This is a genomic window from Streptomyces sp. NPDC086023 (assembly GCF_044540325.1).
Classification (GTDB): domain Bacteria; phylum Actinomycetota; class Actinomycetes; order Streptomycetales; family Streptomycetaceae; genus Streptomyces.
Map to the genome: position 1 here is coordinate 288,408 of NZ_JBITRX010000003.1, position 25,946 is coordinate 314,353.

Annotated in this window: 22 protein-coding genes and 2 pseudogenes; 13 read left to right on the forward strand and 11 right to left on the reverse strand. The window is 75.1% G+C overall.

The genetic code is table 11. The features are described from left to right. The first annotated feature begins 29 nt into the window (after nt 1–29). Complete coding sequence (locus ACIF6F_RS07930) at nt 30–1,148, forward strand: hypothetical protein (protein WP_399942827.1); 1,119 nt, start codon at nt 30–32, stop codon at nt 1,146–1,148. A 158-nt stretch (nt 1,149–1,306) separates the two neighbouring features. Here ACIF6F_RS07930 and ACIF6F_RS07935 read toward each other — a convergent pair whose 3' ends face one another. Then, nucleotides 1,307–2,791: a hypothetical protein gene (locus ACIF6F_RS07935; protein ID WP_399942830.1), complete on the reverse strand. Its 1,485-nt coding sequence runs from the start codon at nt 2,789–2,791 to the stop codon at nt 1,307–1,309. Nucleotides 2,792–3,177: 386 nt separating this feature from the next. Between ACIF6F_RS07935 and ACIF6F_RS07940 the strand changes: the two genes are divergently transcribed. Next, complete coding sequence (locus ACIF6F_RS07940) at nt 3,178–4,467, forward strand: cytochrome P450 (protein ID WP_399943463.1); 1,290 nt, start codon at nt 3,178–3,180, stop codon at nt 4,465–4,467. A 19-nt stretch (nt 4,468–4,486) separates the two neighbouring features. Here ACIF6F_RS07940 and ACIF6F_RS07945 read toward each other — a convergent pair whose 3' ends face one another. Further along, nucleotides 4,487–5,020 carry a TerD family protein gene (locus ACIF6F_RS07945; protein WP_399942833.1) on the reverse strand — a complete coding sequence of 178 codons (534 nt, stop codon included), beginning with the start codon at nt 5,018–5,020 and terminating at the stop codon, nt 4,487–4,489. 111 nt (nt 5,021–5,131) lie between these two features. Continuing rightward, nucleotides 5,132–5,362: a hypothetical protein gene (locus ACIF6F_RS07950; protein WP_399942835.1), complete on the reverse strand. Its 231-nt coding sequence runs from the start codon at nt 5,360–5,362 to the stop codon at nt 5,132–5,134. Between the two features lie 124 nt (nt 5,363–5,486). Here ACIF6F_RS07950 and ACIF6F_RS07955 point away from each other — a divergent pair, with 124 nt between their 5' ends. The 4 genes and pseudogenes from ACIF6F_RS07955 to ACIF6F_RS07970 all read left to right on the forward strand — a co-directional run. Further along, the gene (locus tag ACIF6F_RS07955; protein WP_399942838.1) at nt 5,487–5,702 is read left to right on the forward strand and encodes a hypothetical protein; all 216 of its coding nucleotides are present in this window, start codon (nt 5,487–5,489) and stop codon (nt 5,700–5,702) included. Between the two features lie 151 nt (nt 5,703–5,853). Beyond that, entirely contained in the window at nt 5,854–6,360 is a 507-nt protein-coding gene (locus tag ACIF6F_RS07960; protein WP_399942841.1) for a DinB family protein, read from the forward strand. A gap of 556 nt (nt 6,361–6,916) precedes the next feature. Continuing rightward, on the forward strand, nt 6,917–7,987 hold the full coding sequence (locus ACIF6F_RS07965) for a beta-propeller fold lactonase family protein (protein WP_399942844.1): 1,071 nt from the start codon (nt 6,917–6,919) through the stop codon (nt 7,985–7,987). 44 nt (nt 7,988–8,031) lie between these two features. Beyond that, nucleotides 8,032–8,127, forward strand: a pseudogene (locus ACIF6F_RS07970) (IS5/IS1182 family transposase); the annotation flags it as partial. A gap of 65 nt (nt 8,128–8,192) precedes the next feature. Here ACIF6F_RS07970 and ACIF6F_RS07975 read toward each other — a convergent pair. The 3 genes from ACIF6F_RS07975 to ACIF6F_RS07985 form a co-directional block, all read right to left on the reverse strand. Then, nucleotides 8,193–9,737: a caspase family protein gene (locus ACIF6F_RS07975; protein ID WP_399942847.1), complete on the reverse strand. Its 1,545-nt coding sequence runs from the start codon at nt 9,735–9,737 to the stop codon at nt 8,193–8,195. 16 nt (nt 9,738–9,753) lie between these two features. Then, nucleotides 9,754–10,191: a hypothetical protein gene (locus ACIF6F_RS07980; protein ID WP_399942850.1), complete on the reverse strand. Its 438-nt coding sequence runs from the start codon at nt 10,189–10,191 to the stop codon at nt 9,754–9,756. 107 nt (nt 10,192–10,298) lie between these two features. Then, nucleotides 10,299–10,898, reverse strand: coding sequence for a flavodoxin family protein (locus ACIF6F_RS07985; protein WP_399942852.1), 600 nt, complete (start codon nt 10,896–10,898; stop codon nt 10,299–10,301). 216 nt (nt 10,899–11,114) lie between these two features. Between ACIF6F_RS07985 and ACIF6F_RS07990 the strand changes: the two genes are divergently transcribed. The 3 genes from ACIF6F_RS07990 (at nt 11,115) to ACIF6F_RS08000 (ending at nt 14,811) form a co-directional block, all read left to right on the forward strand. Further along, nucleotides 11,115–12,341, forward strand: a complete 1,227-nt coding sequence (locus ACIF6F_RS07990; RefSeq protein ID WP_399942854.1) for a serpin family protein — start codon at nt 11,115–11,117, stop codon at nt 12,339–12,341. 243 nt (nt 12,342–12,584) lie between these two features. After that, complete coding sequence (locus ACIF6F_RS07995; protein WP_399942857.1) at nt 12,585–13,961, forward strand: pyridoxal phosphate-dependent decarboxylase family protein; 1,377 nt, start codon at nt 12,585–12,587, stop codon at nt 13,959–13,961. Nucleotides 13,962–14,451: 490 nt separating this feature from the next. Next, complete coding sequence (locus tag ACIF6F_RS08000) at nt 14,452–14,811, forward strand: hypothetical protein (protein ID WP_399942860.1); 360 nt, start codon at nt 14,452–14,454, stop codon at nt 14,809–14,811. A 122-nt stretch (nt 14,812–14,933) separates the two neighbouring features. Here the strand turns inward: ACIF6F_RS08000 and ACIF6F_RS08005 are convergent, their stop codons facing one another. Continuing rightward, on the reverse strand, nt 14,934–16,364 hold the full coding sequence (locus ACIF6F_RS08005) for a hypothetical protein (RefSeq protein ID WP_399942863.1): 1,431 nt from the start codon (nt 16,362–16,364) through the stop codon (nt 14,934–14,936). Between the two features lie 499 nt (nt 16,365–16,863). On the opposite strand from ACIF6F_RS08005, the pseudogene ACIF6F_RS08010 reads away from it, so the two are divergent. Next, nucleotides 16,864–17,295, forward strand: a pseudogene (locus tag ACIF6F_RS08010) (sugar O-acetyltransferase); the annotation flags it as partial. Here ACIF6F_RS08010 and ACIF6F_RS08015 read toward each other — a convergent pair. After that, nucleotides 17,207–17,974 carry a DUF4386 domain-containing protein gene (locus ACIF6F_RS08015; RefSeq protein ID WP_399942866.1) on the reverse strand — a complete coding sequence of 256 codons (768 nt, stop codon included), beginning with the start codon at nt 17,972–17,974 and terminating at the stop codon, nt 17,207–17,209. The pseudogene ACIF6F_RS08010 and the gene ACIF6F_RS08015 sit on opposite strands and share 89 nt — an antisense overlap. Before the next feature lie 164 nt (nt 17,975–18,138). Between ACIF6F_RS08015 and ACIF6F_RS08020 the strand changes: the two genes are divergently transcribed. After that, nucleotides 18,139–19,659: a BTAD domain-containing putative transcriptional regulator gene (locus tag ACIF6F_RS08020; protein WP_399942869.1), complete on the forward strand. Its 1,521-nt coding sequence runs from the start codon at nt 18,139–18,141 to the stop codon at nt 19,657–19,659. Between the two features lie 1,436 nt (nt 19,660–21,095). Then, entirely contained in the window at nt 21,096–21,368 is a 273-nt protein-coding gene (locus ACIF6F_RS08025) for a hypothetical protein (protein WP_399942872.1), read from the forward strand. Nucleotides 21,369–21,405: 37 nt separating this feature from the next. On the opposite strand, the gene ACIF6F_RS08030 is transcribed toward ACIF6F_RS08025, so the two are convergent. Together ACIF6F_RS08030 and ACIF6F_RS08035 are read right to left on the reverse strand one after the other, a co-directional pair. Continuing rightward, the gene (locus ACIF6F_RS08030) at nt 21,406–22,002 is read right to left on the reverse strand and encodes a hypothetical protein (protein ID WP_399942875.1); all 597 of its coding nucleotides are present in this window, start codon (nt 22,000–22,002) and stop codon (nt 21,406–21,408) included. Then, nucleotides 21,999–23,090, reverse strand: coding sequence for a hypothetical protein (locus ACIF6F_RS08035; RefSeq protein ID WP_399942878.1), 1,092 nt, complete (start codon nt 23,088–23,090; stop codon nt 21,999–22,001). The genes ACIF6F_RS08030 and ACIF6F_RS08035 overlap by 4 nt, the downstream gene beginning before the upstream one ends. 259 nt (nt 23,091–23,349) lie before the next feature. On the opposite strand from ACIF6F_RS08035, the gene ACIF6F_RS08040 reads away from it, so the two are divergent. Next, nucleotides 23,350–24,501 carry a PP2C family protein-serine/threonine phosphatase gene (locus ACIF6F_RS08040; protein WP_399942881.1) on the forward strand — a complete coding sequence of 384 codons (1,152 nt, stop codon included), beginning with the start codon at nt 23,350–23,352 and terminating at the stop codon, nt 24,499–24,501. 158 nt (nt 24,502–24,659) lie between these two features. Here ACIF6F_RS08040 and ACIF6F_RS08045 read toward each other — a convergent pair whose 3' ends face one another. After that, a complete protein-coding gene (locus ACIF6F_RS08045) occupies nt 24,660–25,736 on the reverse strand; it encodes a hypothetical protein (RefSeq protein ID WP_399942883.1) in 1,077 nt (358 codons plus the stop codon). Between the last annotated feature and the right edge of the window lie 210 nt (nt 25,737–25,946).

Here is a 25,946-nt window from a genome sequence, read left to right on the forward strand (position 1 = left end):
GCCGCCGACGCCACGGCCGGAGCCGGCCGGTGAGGCCCCGCCGCCCCGCCCGCGTCCTGCTGCTCCCCGTCCTGGCCGCGGCGGCGGTGCTCGCCGCCTGTACGCGCGCCGACGGGGCGGAGGGCGCCACAACCCCGGCGCCGACGCGTGCCGTGGCCGCCCCCGCCGCGCCGCCGGCCCCCGGCACCCTGCTGGTCGCCGACTTCGGCGCCGACACCGTCACCTTCGTGGACCCGGTGCGCGGCGCCACCGGCTCGGTACGGGCCGGCACGGCCCCGTACGGCCTGGCCCTCGGCGCGGACGGGCGGGCCTGGGTGGCGACGGCCGAGGGCGTCGCCGTCGTCGACACCCGTACGCGCACCCGGCAGGCCCTCGTCCCGTACCGCACCGCCACCGGCCGCCCGGACACGGGGGAGTACCGCGGCGGAGGCATGGGGATCGCGCTGTCGCCGGACGGCGGCCGTGCCTACGTCGGCGTGAACGTCCCCGGCCGCAACGGCGTCCTGGAGGTGGTCGACACCGCCCGCCTGGAGGTCACGGACACCGTCCCGGTCGGGCGGCGGCCCTTCGATGTGGACGTCTCCGCCGACGGCCGTGAGGTGTACGCCACCGGGCACGACTCCTTCGACGTGACCGTGGTGGACGCCGGCTCGCTCCGCCCCCGCCGCATCGAGGTGGCCCCGTACGGCACCGAGGGCGGGCTCGGCTCCTGGCTGAAGCCGCACTACGCCGCCGTACGGCCCTCGGACGGCAGGCTGCTGCTGCCCTTCGAGGGCGAGCGGCTGGTCGTACTGGACCCGCGGACAGGGAAGTCGACGGTGGAGCCGATGACGGCCGACACGCACCAGCACGGCGTCGCCGTCGCAGCGGACGGCACCCTGCTGGTCGTCGGCACCGGTCCGATCGACCCGGAGGAGGACGCGGACGCCTCGCTCACGCTCCGGGCGTCCGACGGCCGCGAGCGCGTCGTCCCCCTGGACGGGCCGCACGAGTCGGTGGCGGTGTCCCGCGACGCCCGGACCGCGTACGTCACCGGCGGGTTCACGCGGGACGGCCACTGGGACGGCATCACCGTCGTCGACCTCGCGAGCGGCGCGACCCGCCGCCTCCCGGCGGGGGAGCGGCCGTTGGGGATCGCCGTCCTCTGACGAGGGTCGCGGACCGGTGGTCGCGAGACCGGCCGCGCGGGGCCGCGGACGTGCGGGAACGCGGGCGCGCAGGGCCGCGGAGGTGCGCGGCCGCGGACGTGCGGGGCCGCGGATGTGCGGGGCCGGCCGGACCGGGGTCCGGCCGGCCCCGCACGCACTCAGGCCGACGTCTTGCCGTGGCCGGAGGCGAGGGGCCACTCACGGTTCAGCGAGCCCAGCGGGATCCGCTTCCGGAAGACGGGAGTGCCGAAGACCGAGAGCTGGAGCTGGAGGTGTCCGCTCAGGTCGAACCCGCCGTGCACCGACCAGGAGCCGGTCAGCGTCGCGGTGCCGTCCGTGGACGCGGTGCCGGTGGCCTCGGCGCCGGCGCGGAGGTACGGCGCGAAGTCCGCGCCGACGCCGGCCATCCCGTACAGGCCGACGGACGCCTCGGCGCCCAGCGCGGCCTTCGCCCGGCCGGCCGCCGTGACCGTGGCCGTCACCGGTGTGCTGGTGACGTCGGAGCTGCTGACCGGGGTCCAGCCCTGCCCGCGGGCGTAGCTGCCGCCGACGCGGAAGTCGCCCTTGACGTCCTGGCGCACGTCGAGGGTGATCCGGCCGTCGGCCTCCAGCAGCAGGTACACGGTCAGGTCGAGGTTGACGACCACGGGCACCGGTCCGACCTGGATGACGGGGTCGGCGTGCAGCTTGGCGAAGGGGATCCGCTGGGTGGCGGTGGCGGCCGCCCGGCCCTTGACGGCCCACTGCGCGGACCAGTCGCCGCTCATGCCGAGGAAGGCCGTGCCGGGGCCGGACCGGCCCAGCGCGCCGAGCGCGCCGCCGTCGTACGAGAACTCCACCTCCGGAGCCAGCTCCACGAAGCCCGAGACGGAGGCGGCGGCCGACACGGGCGCGCCCTCCGCGGTCGCGAGCGCGGCACCGACGTCGAGCCGGAGCCGGCCCACGGGCACCTTCGCGCCGCTGGGCCCGACGTGGACCCCGTCGGGACCGGTCCAGGAGAACTTCACGCCGTCCACGAGGGGTTCGACGCCGATGGTGGACGGGTCGACCGGCACCTGGCCTGCGGCCTTGTCGTCGCCGAGGAGCGCGCTGAGGGCTGCGGGCCGGGTGACGACCTCCGTGCCGCGGCCGGTGGTCCGTACGACCTCGGTGACCTCGGCGAGGAGGCCGTCCGGCGCGCCGGGGGCGGGCGGGCTGGCGATCACGTCGCCGGCCCGTACGGGGGTGCTCCCGGCCGAGGGCTCGGCGGAGGGCCCGGCGGACGGGCCGGCCGTCGCGCCGGGCTGCGTGGCGTCCGATGCGCCGGGTGTGGCCCTCGGTGGCGGAACGGGCTTCGACGGACCGGATATGACGGCGCGTCGGGTGCGCTTGTCGTACGACGCCACCTTCAGGGGGCTGCGCTTGGCGCCGCGGGCCGCGGCCGAGCCGCCCTTGGCGTCGGGGCGGGCCACGGCCGTCGGCGTGCCGCGCGGCGCCTCGGCGACGGCGAGCTGCTCGTTGCCGGCCGCGGGGGTGGGGGCGACGGCCGCCACCGGGGTGGCGGGAGCGGCCTCGGGGGCCGTGCCGGCGGCCGAGCAGCCGGTGGCGGCGAGGGCGAGGGAGGTCAGTAACGGGACGAGGATGGTCCTGGCGGGCCTGCGCACGGGGGCGTCCTCCGCGGTTCGAGGATGAGGGGGGTGGATGCCGCCAAGATTCCTACTGGGAAGTAATGCGGCAGCGGAATCATGACATGGGCACGCGACTCGCTCGTAATCGACGGATCCTCAGAACTGCTTCAAAAAGCGACAGTTGAGCCTTGGACGGCATCGGGGAGTGAGGGCGCGGCCAGGGTCGGCCGGACGGCGCGATGCGCCCTTTCACCCACCGCACGCACTCCCGTACAGTCGGTCGTGCCCGTGCCCGTGCCCGGCCCAGGCCCCGGTCCGTGGCGCCGCGCCCGCCGCCGGAGCCGACCACCCCACCCCGCCCCAGGAGCAGCCCCGTGGCCACCCACGCCGAGTCAGGCCCCGTCCCGGCCCCCTCGTCGCCCGTGCCCTCCCCGCCGGCCGGGGACGGGGTGCCGGTGCCCGAAGCCGGCCCCGCGCTCGTCGCGAGCTGGCGCGCGGACGGCGGGGAACTGGTGGACCTGCTCACCCGGACGCGTGAACTCCTGGGCGGCGTCGCCGCGTTCCGCCTCGGCCCGGACCCCACGGTGCTCGTCACCGACCCCAGGGCCGCCCAGCAGGTGCTCGCCCTGCACCCGGACCGGTACGTCAAGCGCTCGCACCGCGCCCGCCTGCTCGTCGGCGACGGCGTGCTCGCCGCCACCGGCGACGCCTGGCGCAGGCAGCGGCGGGTGCTCCAGGGCCAGTTCACCGGCAAGGGGATGCGGCGCTACGAGGACCGGATCGAGGCGGCCGCCCGTACGGCTGCGGGGCGCTGGGCGGCGTACGCGCGGACCGGCGAGGAGTTCGACCTGGGCGACGAGATGCGGCGCTTCGCCCTGGACACCATCTGGCGGTCCCTGACGGGCCACCCCCTCGACCCGCACACCGAGCGCGAACTGGCCGCCGTGTCCGCCGTGATGGGCGCCCTCCCCACCCTGCCCGCCGGTGCCCCGGGGGCGGCGGTGGCCGCCGAGCTGGCCAGGATCGACGCCGTCGCCCGGCATGCGATCGGGGCCGCCCGCCGGGGCGAGGCCGGACCGGACGGCCCGGGGCTGCTGCACGTGCTGCTCGACGCGGCGGGGGAGTACGCCGAGTACACCGACGACCTGCTCAGGGACGAGCTGGTCACCCTGCTGGTGGCCGGCCACGAGACCACGGCCACCACCCTGACCTGGCTGTACCTGCTGCTGGACCGCCACCCGGAGGCACGGGAGGAGGCCCTCGCCGCGGGCGGCGAGGGCACACCGGAGCGCCGTCAGGCCCTCGGCGCGCTCGTCCACGAGGCACTGCGCCTGTACCCGGCCGCCTGGATCCTGCCGCGCCACGCGGTCGAGGACGGCCTGCTCGCCGGGCACACGGTGCCGGCCGGCACCGACGTCCTGGTCTGCCCGTACCTCATCCACCGCGTCCCGGAGTTGTGGCCCGACCCTGAGCGCTTCGACCCGGCACGGTTCACCACGCCGGGCCGCCGCCCGTCCGAGCCCGGCAGCCACCTGCCCTTCGGCATCGGCCCCCGGGCGTGCCTGGGCCTGCAGTTCGCGCTGCGCGAGGCCACGGCACTGCTGGAGCACCTGCTGCCGGCCCACCGGCCGCGCTTCCGTGCCACCCCGGCCGGAACGGTGTTCGGGATCACGGTCCGCCCGGACGGCCCCACCCTCGCCACCCTGGGCTGAACCCGGGGCCCGGGCCCCGTCAGCGGGTGCGGAGCGCGCCCATGGCCCGTACGAACTCCGCGGGTCCGGACTGCGAGCCGCGCAGCCCCGGTACGAAGGTCCAGGCGCCGGCCCCGTCCCGCACGAACTCGGCGACCAGCACGGCCGGGCAGTCGCCCACCTCGGCGAAGCCGCCTTCGGCCAGCACGGTGTGCCCCTCGCGGATCCGGAACCCGGCGTTGGCTATCTCGCCGAAGGTCACCCGGCCGCCCTGGTCCTGCACGGACACGCCGACCACGACGCGGCCCAGCTCGGGCCGGATCCGGTCGAGTTCGACGGTCATCACCTCGTCGAAGCCGAAGCCCTGGCCGGTGCGGCTGTCGCGGTCGAGGGTGATCGTGCCGTCGGGCGACCGGCTGCCGAAGTGCACGACGTACACCGGCTCGCCGTGCGGGTCATCGGCCGCGTACGTGGCCGCCACCAGGTCGAGGTCGTGCGGCGGCCGCCCGGCCGGCGCGGGATCCCACTTCAGCGCGACCTCGACCTTCGCCGGACCCTTGCGGAAACCGCTCATCGGCGCCCCCACCCCTCTCCTCCGCCGGCACCCGCCGGCCACCGTCGTGAACCCACCATGCTGCCACCCCAAGTGATCAGGTGTGCCGTGCATTTCAGCCGCATTCCCCCGTCACTCCCGCGCCTCGGCGCAGATGACCCGGGACCTCAACGGGTCCGCACCGTGAGGTGCGCACGCGCCGGGATCCAGCGTCGGCGGGGCGGACGGCGTCGCCGACCGCTCCCAGGCCCTCTGCGGCGCGGCCCCGCCGTCGGCCCCGCCCAGATACAGCGTGGCGACACCGCCGGCGGCCACGAGCACCCCCCAGACGACGAGCGCCCACACCCACACCCTCCGCCGCATCACGGCCCACCCCCTGACACCGCCCGGCCGACCCCTCCAGCACACGCCCGACCGCCATGCTCCATCATGGGTCCGACAACGCCGACGGAACGGCCGTGCGGTGCAGCGAGGGGGAGAGCCGGGCATGCAGCTGGTCGTGGACGGGGAACGCTTCACCGTCACCGAGCGCGAGGACGCGCGCGGTGTCTACGACTTCGCCTGGGACTCGGGCCCGAACGAGGGCTACGGCTTCACGACCGCGGTCCACGGCGCCGATTCCCTCACCCCGGCCCAACTGGAGCAGTCCGCCCGCGACTTCCTCGCCCAGATCGACCCGGACACCGGCCACCTCCCGGACTGAAACCCGTCCGGAGCTTGTCCGGCGGACCACGCCGGGCGGCCGTCGACGCCGGATCCCCGTGGCCCTCCGCCGGTGAGAGCCCCGGGGGAGCAGCTCGGGCCGCCGAAAAACGCCTGGACACCGGTCGCGGTGGTCGGGGACGCTTCGCCCGATGACCAGAACAGACGACACGCCGCCCGCGTGGGACGAGCGCACCCAGCTCACCACGTTCCTCGACTACACCCGTGACACCGCCCGTGCCAAGTGCGACGGCGTCTCCGCGGAGAACGCCCGCAAGGCCCTCCTGCCGGGCTCACCGCTGATGACGATGAGCGGAGTGATCAACCACCTCCGCTGGGTCGAGTACTACTGGTTCCAGGTGGTCTTCCTCGGCGAGGAGGACGAGGGCCCCTGGACCGAGGAGGACCCCGACCGCGAGATGCGCATCGCCGTCGACTTCCCGCTGTCCCAGCTGCTCGACGAGTACGCCGGACAGAGCGCCCGCTACCGCGAACTGGTTGCGGAGAGCGGACTGGACGACCGGGCCAGGCGAGCCGTCCGCGACGGTCTCCACGTCGACCTGCGCTGGATCCTCCTCCACCTCACCGAGGAGACTGCCCGCCACAACGGCCACCTGGACATCCTGCGGGAGATGCTCGACGGCACGACCGGCGACTAGGTTCCGTCCGCCGACAGGTCCCGGCGGGGTTCGGAAGGCCTGCTGGTCCTCGTCGAGTTCCTCCCGCAGGCGGCGCAGCTCCGCGCGAGGGGGCTCCTGGCCGTCCAGCCGGGTGCGCTGTTCGATGGTGGGGGCCTGTAATGAAAACCTGCCCGGCCACCGCCTGAGCGGGAAGCGGAAGCACAGCCACACAGAGTGCGCGATGATCCCTACCGGATGGCGGTGATTTGCGTACGACGACACCACGGACGACGCGCGTCAGGCCCCTCGCCGGACAGGCAACTCGAAGATCATCCCACCCCCGCCCCCGGTATGCGACAGTCCCACTATCTGATCTCCACCGGACCCCGGGCCGGTTCAACGTGACAGCACCGCTGTTCGTGCTAACCCTCGCTGTCACCTGTGGTGTTGCCAGGGCTTCCCGTGTGACGCCGGTTACCTTGACCACGGTAGAAGGCGTTTGCGTGCGCAATGCATCATGTCGCCTGAGTGCAGACCAGAGGAGACAGCCCACATGGCCATGCCTTCCGGGGCGTCGGGACATGCCCCCACGACCATGACCACTGCCCGTGCGAGCCGGGCCGGTCGCCTGGCCCGCTGGGCGAGGTTCGGTGTGGTGCCGGTTGCGGCGCTGACCGTCGTGCTCGCCACCTCGCCGGGGTCGGCGACGTCGCAGGACCCGCGCCGGGGCACTTTCGCGTTCGTCACGCAGGGGAACAACGTCGCCGTGGTCCAGGCCGAGCGCCGGAGCCTCGACCTGGATGCACGCATCCATCTTCAGGAGGAGAGCAGCGCCATCGGTGTGGCAGCCTCCCCCAACGGCAAGCTGGTGTACGTGCCGGACTTCGCGAAGAGCGTCGTCCACGTCTTCAAGACGAGCAACGATACCCCGGTGGCCACGATCCGACTGGCGCCCGGTACCACTCCAGTCGGCATCGCCGTCTCACGTGACGGCAAGTACGCCTACACCGCGAACTCGACCAACAACTCCGTTTCCGTGCTTGACCTGCGGACGAACACCCGCGAAGGCGATGACATCCCGGTCGGGACCAGTCCTCGGGGGGTGTCCGTCTCGGCTGACGGCAAGCGCGTGTACGCGGCCAACGACCAGAGCGGTTCGGTGTCGGTCATCGACCCGAAGGAGCGCAAGGTCAAGACGATCGAGATCGGCGACCCCGAGGACCCCGACCGTTTTCCCCGGCCCCGCGCCGTGGCGCTCTGGGACGCGCGGCACATCGGCTTCGTGACGAACAACGGCAGGCCCTCGGCGGGCGGCTCCTCCGTGTCCGTGATCGACACCAAGACCAACACGGTCAAGACCGTCATCCACGGCCTGGCCAATCCCGTCGGCGTGGCCTTCTCCTCCAGGCACAACTTGGTCTACACAGCCAACAACGGGGACACCACGGTCGGCGTGATCGATGCCGAGACCAACCGGGTCACCGACGCCATCGACATCGGGTGCAGCCCGATCGGGGTCTCGCTCTCACCGGACCAGAAGCGCCTCTTCGCCACCTGTGCGGGCGCCGGTACGTTCACCATGATCGACACCAGGAGTCACAGGGTCCTGTCCTCGCTCGCAGTCGGTGTCCCTGCGTCACAGTCCGTGGTCGTCGACGTTCCTTGATCCGGGAAGGGTCTGCACGGTCAGCGGTGGATCCTCGGGCGGGTTCCACCGCCCGCCGGCTCGTCATCGACGCGGGCGCCCGCCTGGTCGTGGTGGTCGGCCGGCCGCTGCCGGGCAACCGCCACGACTCCCGCGGCTTCCCAACGCCCCCGGAACCGGTCACATGTGACGCGCAGTGCACCTCCGGTGGTGTCGGGGAGGGCGGTCAGGCGAGGGTTGCCGCCAGCAGGGTGACGTTGCCGCCGCCGTGGTTGCGGTCGAGGGTGATGTTCACGTCCAGGAGTGCGGGCTCGGGGGTGCGGAAGGTGATTTCGTAGACCCGGTAGTAGTTCTTGTTCTGGGGTCCTGACGCGGTGTCGGCGTGGTCGCGGTAGGCGGGGCGGGCGTCCTTGCCGAGCGCGGCCGTGAAGCGCACCGCGCCCTGGCGGTAGCCGACGTACAGGCGGAACACCCGGGTCGTGCTCTTCGAGGGGACGAGGATGCGGAAGCCCGCGCCGGGCCCGCCCTGGTACACCACCGAACGGACGTTGCGCGCCGCCTGGTGCGGGGAGGTGCCGCCGGTCCACGAGAAGGTCACGGGCTGCCGGCCCGCGTACAGCCGCGTCGGTTCCTCGGTGCCCAGCGCGGTGAAGTCTCCGATGACGAAGGCGTCCGCCTTGCGGGTCACGCAGTAGACGTTCAGGTGGGCGCACTCCGCCTTCGCCTCCCGGCCGCCGGCGAACTCGCCCGTGGCGTCTTCGTCCTGGGACAGGTACCCCCACTGGACCCAGTCGGTCCGGCCTTCCGACGACAGCTCGACGTTCCCGGTGAAGGCGCTCCCGGTGCCCCGGAGCAGGCCCCCGACGGAGGGTGGGGACGCCGAACTCCCGCCGCCGCCGAACGGGTCGAGGAGCGCCACGGTCACTGCGGAGACCGCCACCACGGCCGCCACCGCCAGGGCGGCGACCCGCCTGCGCGGGCGCGGTCGGGTCCGGCCGGTGGCCGGCCCGTCGGGCGGTTCCCGGTACGCCCTGTTGCGCGCCAGGGCGAGACGCGCGGCGCTGCTCCGGGTGGCCGCCAGATCGGGGTGGGTCCCGTTGCGTCGGGCCATCCTGCCGTACAGCTCGCGGTGCAGGGTGTCCAGGTCGAGCAACGGGGGCCCCTCGGGAAGCCCCTCCGACAGGACGGACAGGAGTTCGTCGGTGAAGTCCGTCAGCAGCTGCCCGGCGGGCGAGGTCGCCCGCTCGTGGCGCTTGGTCGCGGTGAGCAGGAAGATGCCGTCCACGGGCGGCTCTTCGGGCCGCGGCCGCCTGACCCCCATCGGCTCTGACGTCGCCGTCCCGCTGTAGCAGCAGTCCAGGATCACGATGTTGCGCTCGGCCCTGGACTCGTTGTCCTTGAGGGCCTTGACCACCGCCTTGTAGAGGAGCGACCAGTGCGACCGGTGCCTGGTGGACTGGGGCATCGCCAGCTGCAGGCCGTCGTCGCCGGCCGAGTCGACGAGGCCGTGCCCCGCGAAGTACAGGACGAAGGTGTCCTCGGCCTCCTGCGTGAGGGAGTGGATCCGGTCGATCACCTCCCCGGCGACGGCGGGGCGCAGGACGACGCAGTGCTCCGCAGCCAGACCCCACACCTCCGGGTCCGTCAGGGCCGCTCGCAACGCTTCGAGGTTGTTCTCGACCGCGGGCAGGTCCGCCAGGTCGTCCGACGCGTGGCGGGAGACCCCGACCAGCAGGCAGCGTGAGCGCGCCGGGTCCGGGAGCACGGCCACGTGGGGCCCGGCCCGGCTAGGTGCTGCTGTCCGGGACGGGAGTGGGGTCGCCGGTATGGCCGGGCTCCGGCGGGGTGGCGGCCGAAACCGTGGCGTCCGGGATCCCCAGGGAGCGGGCGATCTCGGTCACCTGTCGGGGTGACGCCCCGTCGATGACGACGGTGGTGTCGCCCCGGCTGATCCGCACGGTCGGCGCCGGCTGCCGGGACCGGCGGCCATGCCGCCACGCCGCGACCGCCAACGTCAGGCTGCCGAGTGCCGTGACGTTCCCGATGATCAGGCTGATCTCCTCCAGGGCGGACCCCATGGCTCCGGGCTCGGGCGGCGCGTGCACCGGTACGGGCCGGCAGTGCCGGCGTACCTCCGAGTCCCGGGACAGCCACATGAGCAGGGAAGCGGTGGATTCCTCGCCCTCGCGGGGATCGGTGCTCGTTACGGTCAGCGTGGCGTCCATGGGGCTCCCGCGGTCGCTGGTCGGCGGATGGCGAAGCGTCTCGATTATGGCGCGAACCAGGCCAGCAGACAGGGGAGTTGACCGACCGCGGTGTGATGGCGATCCGCTCAGGAGGACGCGGCCGGGAACGCCGCCGGCAGGGCCTCGCGGGCGAAGAAGGTCTTCGCGCGGACCATCGCCCGTTCGTCGTCCCGTATCTGGCCGGGCCGGGAGCCGTTGCCGAGCAGCACCCCGCCGAACCGCATGCCGAGGTACGCCGCGGTGTGCTCCAGCGAGGCGACCAGCGGCTCGGCCCGGGCCTCGTCGCGGTCGGCCATCGCCGTCACGCCCCACAGGGTCCGGCCGGCCACGCGCTCCTTGAAGTCCGAGCCGGGTACGGACAGCCAGCCCGACCAGTAGTCGAGGTAGCGCTTGGCCTGCGCGGACAGGCTGTACCAGTACAGGGGCGAGGCGATCACGACGTCGGTGGCCTCCAGCGTGGCGCGCCGCAGGGCCTCCTCGTGTTCGCCGGCGGTCCAGCTGTCGTCGTCGTGGCGCCCGTCCTGGAAGTCCGGCAGCGGCATCCGCGACAGGTCCACCCACCGCCGGGCGACACCGGCGGGCAGCTGCTCCGCGGCCGCCCGGGCCAGGGTCTCGGTGTTGCCTCCGGGCCGGGAGCTGCCGAGGACGAAGAGGAACGAGCGGCCGGCGGTCGGGATCGTGTCCATGGTCAGGTGTGCTCCGCTCTCGGTCACCCGCCGGGCGCCGGTGCCGTCGTGGCCCCGTCCGCCCGCGGGCGGGTTGGTGATCCGTGCTTTCCTCCCCGCCAACCCCCGCCGGATCACGGGGTATTCCCGCGCCGCCCGGCCGAACGGCCGCGGCCCCGCAGGCCCGGCGGGAGAAATTCGAAGGGCGGCCCGCCCGCGGCCGCATACCCTCCCGGCATGAGGGATTCGACGATACGTGCGGTGAACCGGCTGACCGGCCGCTGGGTGGAGACCGCGGTGGACGGTGCCGAGAGCACCGTCCTGACGGCGGCCGGCGTCTGGCCGCTGCTCGCGCAGCTCGCGGACGGTGCGGGCGGCCCGGCGCGCGAGGAGCTGGCCGGGGCACTCGGGCTCCCCCCGGAGCGCGCCGCCGCCGCGGCCGTCGAACTGCTCGGCGCCCTGGGCCGCATCCGGGGCCTGGACGCCGCGACCGGCCTCTGGGCGCACCAGGACCTGCCGCTGGATCCGGCATGGACCGCCAAGCTCCCCGAAGGGATCCGCGGCACCCTCACCGGCGACCCCGAGAAGGACCGCGTGGCGCTCGACGCGTGGGCCGCCGAGAACACCGGCGGCCGGATCGACCGCATGCCCGCGCGGGTCGACGCGTCGACCCTGCTGGTGCTGGCCTCGGCGCTCGCCCTGCGCCTGCGCTGGATCCAGCCGTTCACGGCCGGACCCGGTGAGGCGTACGAAGGTCCCTGGGCCGGCCGGGAGTTCCTGTGCCTGCGTCGCACGACCTCCCTCCTGGACCGGGTCCGCGTCGCCGGCACGACCGGCGGCCGGGTCACCGTGCTGGAAGTGGTCGGCGACGGCGGCGTGGACGTCCACCTCGTGCTGGGCGAACCCGGTGCCGCGCCCGGCCGCGTACTGCGCGGCGGTGTCGACGCGGTGACGCGGGCCGTCGCGTCGGTCGACGGCCACGCCCTGCCCGAGGGTGCGCCCGGACCGGGGCTGGAGGTCGGCACGCAGCGCTCGTACAGCCGGGAGCCGCGGCTCGCCGTCGAGACGGTGGCCTTCGAGGTCGAGGGTGACCACGACCTCATGGAGCGGGCGCGCCTGTTCGGCCTGCAGACCGCCTCCGACAGCAGTGCCGGCCACTTCCCCGGCATCAGCGCCGTCCCGCTGGCCCTCAACCGGGGCAGGCAGTCCGCCATGGCGCGGTTCCACGCAGAGGGCTTCGAGGCGTCCGCCGCCACCGCGTTCTTCGCGGCGGTGGGCTGCGCGGCCACCCTGCCCCCGTACCGGGTCCGCCGGATCGGCGTCACCATCGACCGGCCTTTCGGTTTCCTCGCCGTCCACCGCACCTCCCGGCTGGTCCTCGCCGCCGGCTGGGTGGCGGAGCCCCTGCCCTACGTCCACCAGGACCCGGACGAGGACGACGACTGGGGCGACGAGGACCGGTAAGGGGGCGGGCGGGGGCATCGGGTACGCGCCCGCCCGGCCACGCGCCGGCTGCCACCGCCTGCCGCCACGCGCCGGCCGTCGCCGTGCCGCCCGGAGGCACCGTGATGCCCGCCGGACCCCGCCGGACCCGTCGGACCCTCTCCGCCCCGGCGGGCCCGTGGCCGTGACCGTCGCGGGGATGCCGGGGGCGTCGCCCGCAACCGCCGCTTGCGCGGCCGCCGGTACCGGCCCAGACTCCGAAGTATGGACGCGCGCGAGGCGGCGCTCCAACAGGCGTACGGCCACGCCGTCCGCTGGCTGGCGAGCCTGTCCGACCGCCCGGTACCCGCCCGCGCCTCGGTCGACGAGATCGTGCGCGCGCTCGGCCCCGAACTGCCCGACGGCCCCGGCACCCCCGCCGCCGTGGTCGACCTGCTGGCCACCGCCTGCGAGCCGGGCCTCACCGCCTTCCCCAGCGGCCGCTTCTACGGTTTCGTGGTCGGCGGCACCGAACCCGCCGCCCTCGCCGCGGACTGGCTGGTCAGCGCCTGGGACCAGAACAGCGTCATGCGCGCCGTCAGCCCCGCGTACGCGGCCGCGGAGGACATCGCCGGCGCCTGGGTGCTCGATCTGCTCGGTCTGCCCGGCGGGAGCGCCGTCGGCTTCACCACCGGCGCCACCATGGCCAACTTCACCTGCCTCGCCGCCGCCCGCGACGCCGTGCTCGGGCGCGCCGGCTGGGACACCGACCGGGACGGGCTGAGCGGCGCCCCGCGCGTCCACGTACTCGCCGGCGAGGACCGGCACATGGCCGTCGACCTGGCCCTGCGCTACCTGGGCCTCGGCCGTCCGGGCCTCGTGCCCGCCGACGACCAGGGACGGATCCGGCCCGACGTGCTCCGCGAGGCCCTCGCCGCGGCGGGCGCCGGCCGACCGGTACCCGCGATCGTGGTCCTGCAGGCCGGCGACATCCACTCCGGCGCCTTCGACCCCTTCCCCGAGGCCGTGCAGGCCTCCCGCGAGGCAGGCGCCTGGGTGCACGTGGACGGCGCCTTCGGTCTCTGGGCGGCGGCGTCGCCGGAGTACGCACCCCTCATGGCGGGCTGCGCGGACGCCGACTCCTGGGCCACGGACGCCCACAAGACCCTGAACGTCCCCTACGACTGCGGCCTCGCCGTCGTCCGCGACCCGGCCGCGCTGCGGGCCGCCATGGGACTGCACGGCGAATACCTCATCCACCACGAAGAGGGCGACCCGATCGACAAGGTCCCTGAACTCTCGCGCCGCGGAAGGGCGTTCACCGTCTGGGCCGCGCTCCGGTCCCTCGGCCGGTCCGGCGTCGGCGACCTGGTCGACCGCCTCTGCCGGCACGCCGCAGCCTTCGCCGAGGGCATCGCCGGCATCGAGGGCGCCACGATCCTCCACGACGTCGTGTTCACCCAGGTCTGCGCCCACTTCGGCACCGACGCGCGCACCGACCTGGTCATCGACCGCCTCCTCGCCGACGGCACCACCTGGATCAGCGGCTCCACCTGGCACGGCCGCCGCGTCCTGCGCATCTCCGTCAGCAACTGGTCCACCACCGATGCCGACGTCGCCCGCGCCCTGGAAGCCGTCCGCCGGGCGGCCACCGCCCCCTGACCGGCCACCCGGTGGCCGCCGTACGGGTGATGACGGACCGGCTGCGGTTGTTGGTCTTGCGGGACCGCCGCCCCCAGGCCGCCCGCGCGGGCGGGCCCGCCAAACGTGGCGGACCAACGCATCGAACACCGCGGGAGCTGTTGTGACGGAGGCACCGCCCGGAACCTGACCGAGACCGTGCGGCGCATCGACGTCCTGCTCGACCGGATGGGGCTGGACCGCGACCTGGTCCTGCGCATCGACGGTGAGGGCGGCCTGTCCCACGCCTCGGGAGTGCCGGCCGAGGAGGTGGCGGCGCTGCTGCGCGGAGAACCCGTGGGTTTCCCGGCCACCGGGGCCGACGCGGTGGAGGCCCGGCACCGGTGCGTGGTCGAGAGGACTCTTCCTGCGCCGCACCCGCCTGCGTACCGGCCCGGACGGCAGCAGGCGGATCAGCTCCCTCGCGGAGATCGCGGCCGGCGCGGGGACCAGTGCACAGTGGCTGGACAAGATGATCAGGACGGGCCGGGCGCCGAACCTCGACCACGCCGCCGGCATCGCGGCCTTCTTCGGCGAGCGGATCGAGTTCCTGGTGGCCGAGCCGGCGGAGGCCCTGGACCGGGTCCTCCAGCAGATCCACCGGGACCTGCTGGAATGCGCGGTGGAACGCCAGGACCAGGACCTCGCGCGACTGCGCGGGACCGGCACGGTCGCCGGCGTGGACCCCGAGCTCGGCGTCGTCGCCTACGCCGCCCGCGCGCTGGCCGACGTCCCCGAGGACACGGCCCAGCCGCTGATCGCCCTCATCGCGTCCGTCGCACGGCGGGCCCAGGAGGACCGGGCCCGGGAGGCCCGCGCCGCCCGCGACTGAGGGCGCCGCACCACGCAGGACGAAGCAGGCGGCCACGACGCCGCGACCGCCCCGTACGCCGCGACCGCCCCGTACGGCGGGAGTGCGCGTACGGGGCGGTCGCTCGGCGGCGCCGGGTTTGCTCAGCCCACGCAGGTGGGGACGCTGCCGGGCGGGGCGCAGTTGTTCGGGACGTTCGTCTTGACCGAGGTGCCGGTCAGGGTGACCGTGCCGGAGGCCTCGTAGATGCCGCCCCCGTCGCCGGCGCGGTTGCCGGTGACGCTGCTGAGGCTGAGGTTCGTGGCGCCGACGCCGGTGAAGATGCCGCCGCCCTGTGCCGTGCCGCCGGTGGCGACGGCGGTGTTGCCGCCGATGGTCGACTGGGTGGCCGTCACCGTGCCGCCGGTGGCGTTCGCGATGCCGCCGCCCCGGGCGGTGCCGCCCGCGGCGGTGTTGCCCTGCACGATGCTGCGGTTCAGCGTGAGCGCGCCCGAGGCGCCGACCTGGATGCCGCCGGACAGGGCGGTACCGCCCGGGGCGCTGGAGAGGTTGCCGCTGACCTGGGTCGCGCTCAGGGACAGCGTGGTGTTGGTCGCCACTCCGCCGCCCTGGGCGTCGCCGCCGGGGGCACTGGCGCTGTTGTTGCGCACGACCGTGCCCGTGACGGTCATCGGGGCGGCGTTGGTCAGGGCTGCGCGCGCGATGCCGCCGGGGGCGCTGACGCGGTTGTCGTCGATGGTGCCGTTCGTGACCGTCGTCTGGGCGAAGGCCGCCAGGCCGGCGCCGAACGCCACGCTCTTCCGGTCCGCGGTGACCGTGACCGCGTTGTGGTGCAGGCGGCTGTTGGTGACGGTCAGCGGGCCGTCGTTGGCGACTCCCGCGCCCGCCGCCGCGCCCTCCAGGGCGTCCCCGGTGTAGGCGGCGGTGTTGCCGCTGACCTCGACGTTGTTCAGGGTGCCCGTGCCCGCACTGTCGATGCCGCCGCCCTGGGCGAACTCGGCGGACGTGGCGGTGTTGTCGCGCACCCGGCTGTTGTTCACGGTCAGCGTGCCCAGGCTGGAGATGCCGCCGCCGCAGGAGATGCCCGGGATCTCCTGGCAGTCGGTCTCCGCCCGGCCGCCGCTGATCGTGGCGTTGTTCAGCGTCAGGTTGCCCGCCCCGGCCACGAAGAGGATGCGGAAGGCGGGGGCGGTCGGGGCGCGCGTGATGGTCGCGCCGTTGCCGTTGACGGTGATCTCGCTGCTGATGGCCGGCAGGCCGTTCGCGGCGTGGTCCGCCGCCACCAGCGTGTAGGTGCACCCGACGGCCAGACTGAGCGTGTCGGCGCCCGGCTGGCTGTTGGCCGTGTTGATCGCCGCCACCAGGGCCGGTGCCGAGCACGCCACCGGCAGGGTGGCGGCATGGGCGGCCGGGGCCGGCAGCGCCACCGCGGCGCCGGCCGCCAGGCCGGCCAGAGCCAGCAGGCGGGCCGGACCGGTCCGCCCGGCAGCGGGCCGCCCGACACCGGTTTGCCTGACTCCGGTTCTCCTGACACGGCCGTCCGGATCCGTCGCCCGGGAGTCCTGCCAAGTCATCAGAGGCTCTCCTTCACCACACGGGAGGCTCCCGTGCCGGGCGCACTCCAGCCAGGAGCCGGTTACCACGGACGAACACGGCGAACCGGCCACAACGTTTTGTGACCAGGTGAACACCCTCTGCTTCCGGGGGCTCCCCGACCTGGCCCGTTCGGGCGTCGGCCCCGGCCGTCGAACTCCGTCGCCTTGCCGCTGCCACTGCCGTGCCCGCCGAGCCGCGCGCCGCCGTGGACCAGCGCGTGGTTCTGGTACTCGTTCGGGCCGGTGTCGGCGGTGCGCGGCAGGCGCAGCTCCTGCCGGGCCGGTTCCATCCGGCCCCCGGTGCGCGAAGCGGGCGAACCGGAGCGCCGAGCAGGCGGCCGCCGCGGCGAGCGACGCCAAGGCCGAACGGGGCGTCCGTCGCGTGAGGGACCACACCCCGGTGGCGGGCGAATCGGCCTCGCCGATCGTCGGCCGGCTCAAGGGGTACTGACGGCGTGACGCCGCTGCCGGGACCGGGCTCCACGAGCTGCTCGGCTCGGTCGGCGAGGGCGTCCGCATCCGGCCGCCGTTCCACTGCGACTTCGGCCGGCTGATCCGGATCGGCGCCGGTACGTTCGTCAACTTCGGCGCCGTCTTCCTCGACACCGCTCCGATCACCCTCGGCGAAGACGTCCAGCTCGGCCCGTACGTCCAGCTCCTCACCCCCGCCCACCCCCTGGAGGCGGGGCGCAGGCGGGCCGGCTGGGAGCGCGGCCTGCCCGTCACCCTGGGCGACAACGTCTGGCTGGGCGGCGGCGTGGTCGTCTGTCCCGGTGTCACGATCGGCGAGAACACCGTCGTGGGTGCCGGGTCCGTCGTCGTCAGGGACCTTCCGCCGGGAGTGCTGGCCGTGGGGAACCCGGCGAGGGTCGTCCGGACCCTCGGTCCCGACGAGGAGAAAGGCCCCTGACGAGCAGCCACAGGGCGAGCGCCATCTCGTTCACCGCCAGTGGCACGACGAGCAGGGCGTGCAGGGGAGAGGTGAGGCCCAGCACCCCGAACAGGACGAGAACGGCGTCGGCCAGGTACGGGACCACGGCGACCAGCCCCCACACCGGCAGGGCCCGGGGCACGAGGGACGACCGCAGCAGGGCGCGGTTCAGCAGGACCGCGCTCAGGCAGAAGAAGAGGGAAGCCGCCGGGTACCCCCACGCCCCGTACGTATCCGTCCACGCGGCCACCGCGCGGAGCCCGGCGTCGGCGCCACGGGCCGTGGCGGTCTCCGCGGTGCCCGCGGTCTCGGCCGCCTCCGCGGCCGCGCGGCCGGCGGCCACGAGGGCCAACGGCCCGACGGCCCCCGGCAGGACGAGGACGACCTCGACCGTCCTGGCGACGACGTAACCCACTGCCATGGCCTCGCCCCCGTCCTCCTTCAGCACGGGGAACAGCAGCGGCGGGATCATGGCGATGGCACCGGCCATCACCAGCACCAGCAGCGCGCCGGCCGTCGTGGCGCAGGCCCCGCCCACCACCTGCTCCCGGTCCGGATCCGTGCCGGGCTCCCCCAGCAACGCCATGCCGGCCGCGCCCGCGGCGGTGGCGATGACGAAAAGGGCCCCGACGGCTCGTGCCGTTGTCCGCCTCTGCATACCCTGGCTCCTGTCGGTCCGCGGCCCTGCGGCCGCCTGTCCTCCCACCGTCCACCGGGCCGGTGTGCGGCGGGTGTGCGGGCGGTGTGCGGGTGCACTGCGGGCGGTCAACGGCGGTCGACGGGCGGCCGACGGGTGGTGTCGGGCGGGGCGGGGGCGGTCCTGTGGTGCGGATCCGGCTGCTGGGCGGCGTCGGCGCCGAGACCGACGACGGCCGTCCGCTCGACGTCGGAACGGCCAGGACCCGGACCCTGCTGGCCGCCCTCGCGCTGTCGGCCGGCACGCCCGTACCGGTCCCCCGGCTCATCGACCTGGTCTGGGCCGACGATCCGCCGGGCACCGGCGCGAAGGCGCTCCAGTGGCACGTCGCCCGGCTGCGCGCGGGGCTGGGCGCCGGCACCGTCGTCCGCACCGGTGCCGCGTACCGCCTCGACGTGCCGCCCGACGCGGTCGACGTGGACCGCTTCCGGCGGCACCTGCGCGCGGGCGACCCGGCCGCCGCGCTGGCCGAGTGGAGGGGAGTGCCGCTGGCGGGCGTCGATGCGCCCGGACTGGCCGCGGCCGTGGCCGGCCTGACGGAGCAGTGGCTCGGCGCAATCGAGGCCGACCTGGTACGCCGGACGGACGCCGACGCCTACGAGGCGGTGGCCGCGCTGACGGAGCTGGTCGGCCGGTATCCGCTGCGCGAAGGGCTCTGGGCGCTGCTGATGACCGCACTGGCCCGCACCGGGCGGCGGGCCGACGCCCTGGCCGCGTACCGGGGCGCCCGGCGGCACCTCGTCGGACAACTCGGCATCGAACCGGGCCCGCGACTGCGCGAGCTGGAGGCCCGGATCCTGACGGACCGGGAACCTTCGGCGGGCCCGGCCCTCAAGGCTTCCGCGGCTCCGCCGTCCCCCTCCCTCCCCGCGCCCGTCGCGGGCGGAGGGGGAACGAGGGGCAACCTGCCGCGCCCCCTCGGTCCGATCGTGGGCCGGGACGCCTGCCTCCGCGGCGTCGGCCGAGCCCTGGCCGACGCGCCCGTGGTCACCCTGGTGGGGCCCGGAGGCATCGGCAAGACCCGGCTGGCGCTGGCAGCCGCGCGCCGGGCGGCCGCCGCCGACGGCGCCGGACCCGCCTGGTACGTCGAGCTGGCCGAGGTCGCGTCGCCCGACGACGTGCCGCGTGCGGTGGCCGACACCCTCGGGGCTGCGCAGCGCGCCGGGCGGAACCTCACCGACGCGGTCGTCGCGGCCCTCGGGTCCGGCCCTGCGCTCCTCCTCGTGGACAACTGCGAGCACGTGCTCGACGGCGCGGCCCGGCTCGTCAGGACCGTCGCGGAGCGCTGCGCCGGGGTACGCGTGCTGGCCACCTCCCGCGAACGGCTGGACATCGAGGGCGAACAGGTGCTGGCCGTAGGACCGTTGGACGTGTCCGCGGGGGCCGAGCTGTTCCACGTACGGGCCCTGGCCGCGGACCGGGCGTACGCGCGGCCGCGCACGAGGAGGCGGTGGCGGACCTCTGCCGCGGCCTGGACGGCGTACCGCTCGCGATCGAACTGGCGGCCGCCCGGGTCCGGAGCCATCCGCCGGCGGCCCTGCTGGAGCGCGTCCACGACCAACTCCGTACGACCGGGGTACGCCGGACCGGGCCGGCCCGGCACCGGAGCCTGGGGGCCGCGGTCGACTGGTCGTACCGGCTGCTGACGCCGCCCGAACGGGAGCTGTGGCGGGGGCTGTCGGTCTTCAGCGGCCCGTTCGGCCCCGGCGCGGCCACGGCGGTGACGGCCGGTGAAGAGCCCGCCCGCGATACGGCAACGGACACCGGAACGGGTACGGGTACGGACGCGGGTACGGACACGGGCACGGTGCTCGGCGGCCTCGCCGACCGGTCGCTGGTCAGCGTGGAGCCAGGCCCCTTCGGCCCCCGCTTCCGGCTCCTCGAACCGCTGCGCCAGTTCGCCGCCGCCGAACTGCGCCGCCACGGCGGCACCGCGGCCGCCGCCGACCGCCACGCCCGCTGGTGCGTCCACAGCGTCACGCGGGACGGCGCCCTGCTGACCGGCCCGCGCGAGGCCGAGGGCGTGGCACGCCTGCGGGAGCTGTGGCCCAACCTGCGCGGCGCGGTCGCCCGGGCCTGCGCGGCCGGCGACGTGCCGCTCGCCGACGCGCTGGTACGGCCGGTCGCGACCGAACTGGCGCTGCGGGGCCGCCAGGAGATCGGCGACTGGGCCGAACGCATCCTCGCCCTGCTCCCGGACCCGGTCCCGCCGCAGGACGCCGACCTGCGGGACTTCTGGTTCCTCTGGGCGGCAGAACGGTACGTCCAGAGCGGCGACCCCGCCGGCTACGAGGCACTGGCGGCCCGGCTCGGCCATCCAGGCCACCCCGGCCACCCCGGTGCTCCGGACGGCACGGACCGCCCGCTGGCCCGCTACGTCCGCGCGTACGCCGGCGGTGACGGCGGCGGCGTGGTGCGCCTGCTCCCGGCGGCCGCGGCCGCCCTGCGTCACCAGGGCGAGCCGTTCACGGCCTCGTACCTCGAACTCAACGCCGCCGGGACGATGCTGGGCGCCGGGCGGTTCGACCGGGTCGACCGGACGGCCTCCGCCCTGGCGGCGCGGTTCCTGGCGGAGGGCCCGCCGACCCTCGGGCACTGGGCGCTCCAGACCCTCGGCTACTCCGCGGCGCTCCAGGGCCGGGCCGCCGACGCCGAGCGGCACCTCGACGCCGCGGCGGCCGTCGACGTCCCCGAGGGATCCCTCTCAGCGGACCGGGTGGTCAAGGCGCGCACGGCGTTCCGCCGCGGCCGCCGGACGGAGGCCTTCCGACTGCTCCTCGCCTACATCGACGAACTCACCACCACCGGCAACGTGGTCGCCGCCGCAGTGGTCGGCATCGAGTTCGTCGGCATGATGGCCGCCTCGCACCGCGCCGCCGAGGCCGCGCAGGTCCTGGCGTACCTGGAAGCGCGCAACGCCTTCGCCGCCCGCGCCGCCCGCACCCTCGCGACCCTCGACGTCCCCCGCACCCCCACCCCCACTCCCACCACCCCACCCCTGACCGACCGCGAGGCCCTCGCCTACATGTCCACCGTCCTCACCCACCTCACCCCGCCGTGACCCGGCGCCAACCAGGTGTACGTGGTCAACGTCAACGCCGCCGATCCCGCCGGCAACGGCACGAGCCCGATCGTCGACCCCGAGGGCACGGTCCGCCGGCAGGCCGGTCCCGGAGAGGAGATCCTCGTGGACACCCTCGACCTCGACGCGGTCGACCGGGTCGGGGCCCTCGGGGGCAACGGCCTCAACCGCCCCTGGACGCAGCTCGCCGCACACGGCCCCGCCGTGCCGCTCCCGGCCTACGGCAACGCCGCGTTCCCGCCGCCCGCCTGGGCCGGCGGCCCGGCGTCCTGACGCGATTACGGAGCCTTCGGCGGCCGCCGCGGCCCGGTCATTCCCCGCGCCAGATGCGGCGGTACGCCTCCTGGTAGCCCGGTGGGTCCCAGGACGTGGCGCCGCCGCTGTTCGCCGCCGTCACCACGTGGACGGGGCCAGGTAAGCGCTGGGTGGGCGGCCGGCGAACGCGCGGTTGAGCTCGTCGACGATCTGCCAGCCCTGCTGGGCCGGCGGCTCCGGGCACCGTGGCGGCCTGGTACGCGCGGCTGTTGATCCGCCGGAACGCCGACGGATCGCCGTCGCCCGCCCCGATGTTCACCGGCGGCCCCTCGCCCGGCAGCCCCGCGGCCCGCAGGGCCGGGGCCGCGTCGGCGAAGTACAGGTCGTTGATCGCCACGGAGTGCGTCCACCGGTCCCCGAAACGGGAGACCAGCGAGGAGACCTCCTGCGGGGTGCGCCGGGTGGCGTCCGGGATGGGGATGTTCTCGGTCGCCAGCACCTTGCTCCCCGGGCAGTCCGCCAGCCGCCGCTTGATCAGCTCGGACTTGTTGCGGGCGAACGGGATGGAGTCGTCGGTGAAGACCACGACCCCGCCGCCGCCCCCCGACTCCGCGATCACCCGGTCCGCGCTGATCCGCGCCACCTCGGTCACCCGCGTCGTGATGTTGGTGAAGAGCGGCGGCCGCGTGCTCGGCCCGGGGGTGCTGACGGCGTGCCAGCCGACTTCACCGGGATTCCCGCTGCCCCGGCCCGCGCCATCTGCCGGGCCGTCGGCTGCGGGTCGAAGCCGCCGATCACGATGCCCGAGGGCCGCAGCGTCACCGCCTGGCTGAGCGCGGCCTGGATGCCCGCCGGGGTGCCCTCCCCGTCGATCACCCTGACCCGCCAGCCCGCGACCGCCGCGGCCTCCCTCACCCCGGCCGCCGCGCCGGCCACCCCGGGGTTGGTCATGGTCTGCGCCACGTACACGAGGCTCTTGCCCGGTGCCGCCGGGGGCCCGGTCGTGGGACCGTTCCAGGCGGCGTCCGTACGCTCCGCCCGCGCCACGGCCGCCTTCGCCGCAGCGAGCACCGCCGGGCAGCCCGCGGACCCTCGGGAGGCGTCGGAGTCCGGACCGCGGGACGTGCCGCCGCCCCCGCAGCCCGCCACCAGGGCAGCGGTGGCCGCGACGGCGACGGCGGCCCTGCGGCCCACGGGAAGGGGGCGCGGCGGTTCGGGTTCACGGTGCTCCTTGCCGGGGGTGCGCCGGGGCCGGGGCAGGACGGCGGGCAGGTCGAGCAGCACGCCCCGGGTGACGAGCGGGCCGAGCGCCGCCACCGCCCCGAACCGGGCGCCGCCCGCGCCGATCACCTCCCTGGCCGCGTGCCCCTCGTACAGCCGCCCCCGGTAGGCCACGTGTGACAGCGCGTCGAGGTGGCTCACGCCCTTGCCGTGGCAGTCCGCGGCGAGGAAGTCCTTGTGGGTGGCGGGCTCGGGCGGCTCGACGTCGCCGAGGTCGGACATGTAGTGCAGGGCCGGCTTCGGGTTCTCGGGACCGGGCCGGGTGTCCCAGGGGAGGCCCAGGGACACCGGCGTACCGTCCCGGACGAGGGCGGCGGCCCGGCGTACGTGGTCCGGGGTCACGCGGTTCCAGGCGCCCCGGTCGGCGGGGGACCAGCGGCCCCACGTGCGGAGCGCGGAGAACAGGGCGTCGAACTCCCGGCGGGAGACCGGGGGAACCCCCGCGGGGTCGGTGCTCATCGGTACGGGACTCCAGAGTCGGCGGGGCCGTGGGCCGGGTCGGCGGTTGCGGTGCGGACGGGGGGTGAGGGGCCCCTTCGGGACCGCTACCCGCTCCCAAGCCGGAACCCGGCGCCCGTCGGAGCGAAGGGCCGGTGCGCGGGGCGCCGGGGAGGCCGGCGGAAGCGCAGGTGAGCGGGTGTTCCGAGGTCCGCCGGCCCGGTCGGAGGGGGCCGGCGCAAGTGGCGGCCGTACGCCCGATGGGGGCACGCTTGTAGTCATGAGAGCGCCGTTGCGCTCGCCCCCGGGCCCGGGAGCCGGCCACCACCAGGTCCTCTTCTTCATCGCGGAGTGCGTGCCCTTCGCGATCGCCCTGGTGGTGCTCGCCATCGAGCTGACCCCTGCGCACGTCGTGTACACCGGCCCGCTGCTGGTCGCGACGCCCGCGCTGGCGGCGGTGACGATGGGGCCCAAGGGCACGCTCGCAGCCCTCGGGGTGGCCGTGGTCGTCAGCGTGATCACCGCGACCCACAACGACGCATGGGGCGGCCAGCAGGTCTACACGAATCTGGTCGCCCTCTTCCTGGTGGGCGCGGCGAGCGTGGTGACCAGCCGGGCCGTCCAGACGCGCCGGGCAAGCGAGCTCCACCAGGTGCGGCGGATCGCCGCGGCCGCCCAGGAGGTCCTGCTGCGCCCGGTGCCGGCCCGGCTGGGCCCCGTACGCGCCGCCAGCCTCTACCTGGCTGCCGAGGCCGGGGCGCAGATCGGCGGCGACCTGTACGACGCGGTGCAGACCCGGTACGGGGTGCGGATGATCGTCGGCGACGTGCGGGGCAAGGGACTGCCGGCCGTACGGGCCGCGGCGGTCGTGCTCGGCGCCTTCCGGGAGGCCGTGCACTACGAGGACGACCTGGTGGAGGTCATCAGCCACTGCGGGGAGGCGCTGCGGCGGGACGCGGCTCTCGCGGGGGCGGGGGCCGCCGGCGACGACGCGTTCCGCGAGGCCTTCGTGACCGCCGTGGTGGCCCAGATCCAGGACGACGCCACCGTCGAACTGATCAACCGGGGCCATCCGCCGCCGCTGCTGATCGGCGAGGGCGCCGCGCGCTGCCTGACGCCTGCCGTCCCGCTGCCGCCGCTCGGCCTGGAGGAGTTCATCGGCGGTCCGCCCGGGCGTCTGGAGAGCTATCCGTTCGTCCCGGGGGACCGGCTGCTGCTGCACACCGACGGCGTGATCGAGGCCCGGGACGGCGACAACGCCTTCTTCGACCTGGCCAGGGCGATGGAGGCGATGCGCGGCCGCACCCGGCAGGCCTTCCTGGAGGACCTCCGGGACGCCCTGCTGGAGCACACCGAGGGCAGGCTGGCGGACGACGTGGCGCTGATCGTGGTCGACCGTGTGGACCGCTCCGACCCGGTCAAGGGCCGGTGAGCCGGCGCGTCCGCATGCCTCTGGCGGCCCCTCTCAGGTCTCCGGCCGGGCGGGGAACCGGCCGCGCCGCCCGCACGGCCCCCGAGGGCGGTGCGGACGGCGCGGTGGTGCGGGCGTGGTGCGGGGCGCAGGACCGGATCCGGAGTCCGGCCCGGGGATCAGCGCCCCGTGGACGACCAGTGGTTGGCGTCCTTCTCCGGCGGCGAGAAGTGGATGACGCCGTAGGTGGCGCCGACCGCGATCAGCTTGGCGTTGAGGCCGTTGTGCGGGGTGGTCGAGATCCTGACGCGGTCGCCGGACGCCTTGGCCACGGTCACGCTGGCCGCCGTCCAGGTCGTGTTCATGTCGATGGCCAGGCCCCGGGTGTGCAGGCTGTTCAGGGCCGGCGCCACCTTCAGCCTCGGGTCGATGCCGAAGGCGGTGACCAGGCGCTGCGCGGCGGCCACCGAGGCGGCCGGGTCGAAGGCGCCGCTGACGTCGGTGTGCTGCCAGCACACGTCGACGCGGTCCTGCCCCTTGGCGGGCTTGAAGGCGGGCACCTGGTCGGCGGACAGCTTCTTCTTCGCGACCAGCCACGCGTAGTGCATCAGGTACGCGCGCTGCGGCGGCCGGAGCGTCGCGACCGGCGTCACGCTGATCCCGCCGTTCCGCATGGCCTTCACGAAGGCGTTGACGTCGCCCCGGAAGCCGTCCGCCAGGTCGGCGGTCCGCGTGCTGGTCGGGAAGCGGGCGGCCCAGGCCCTGCCGCTCAGCGCGGTGGAGGTGCAGGTGCGGACGAAGGTGAGGGTGCCCGAGCTCGGGAGGCAGGTGGTGCCCGAGAGGACGGAGACGGCCCAGGTGATGGCGTACGTCCTGGGTGCGGTGAACGGGCTCGGCTTGGTGTACTTGTGCTTCACCGGCAGCAGTTCGGTCCCGTTGGGCCCGCCGCTGAACTCGCGGGTGCTGCTCGTCCCGTCGCCCCAGGTGGTCTTGAGGGAGAAGGTGCACGCGCTGGTGTCGCCCCGGCTGACCAGCCGGAAGGACACGTTCGGGTCCGAACTCGTGCAGTTCGGGAAGGACTTCTTGAAGCAGTTGGGGTCGTCCGCCGCGAGCTTCAGGTCCTGGTCGGTCAGGGTGACGGTGCCGGGCGGTGCGGCGACCGTGGGTACGGCCGCGGACGCGTTCCCGGCGGTCAGGGCGAATGCGGTGACGGCCAGGGCGGTGGCCCAGCGGCGCGTGGCTAAGCGCAGGGTCAAGGGAGTCCCCCCAAGGGTGTTCGTGGATGTACGGGTGCCAAGGCTCCGGCGTCCCCCCCGACAGCGGTGGCATCCGGTCAGCCGAAGCCGCGGGAAGCGTAACGGCCCGTCCCGCGTGCCGGGGTGGCCGTCCACCCGGTGCCGGGGCCGGTACGTCGCCCCCGCCCCCGGCACCGGGCCGTCGCCCGCCCCGCAGGCCGCCCCCGCCCC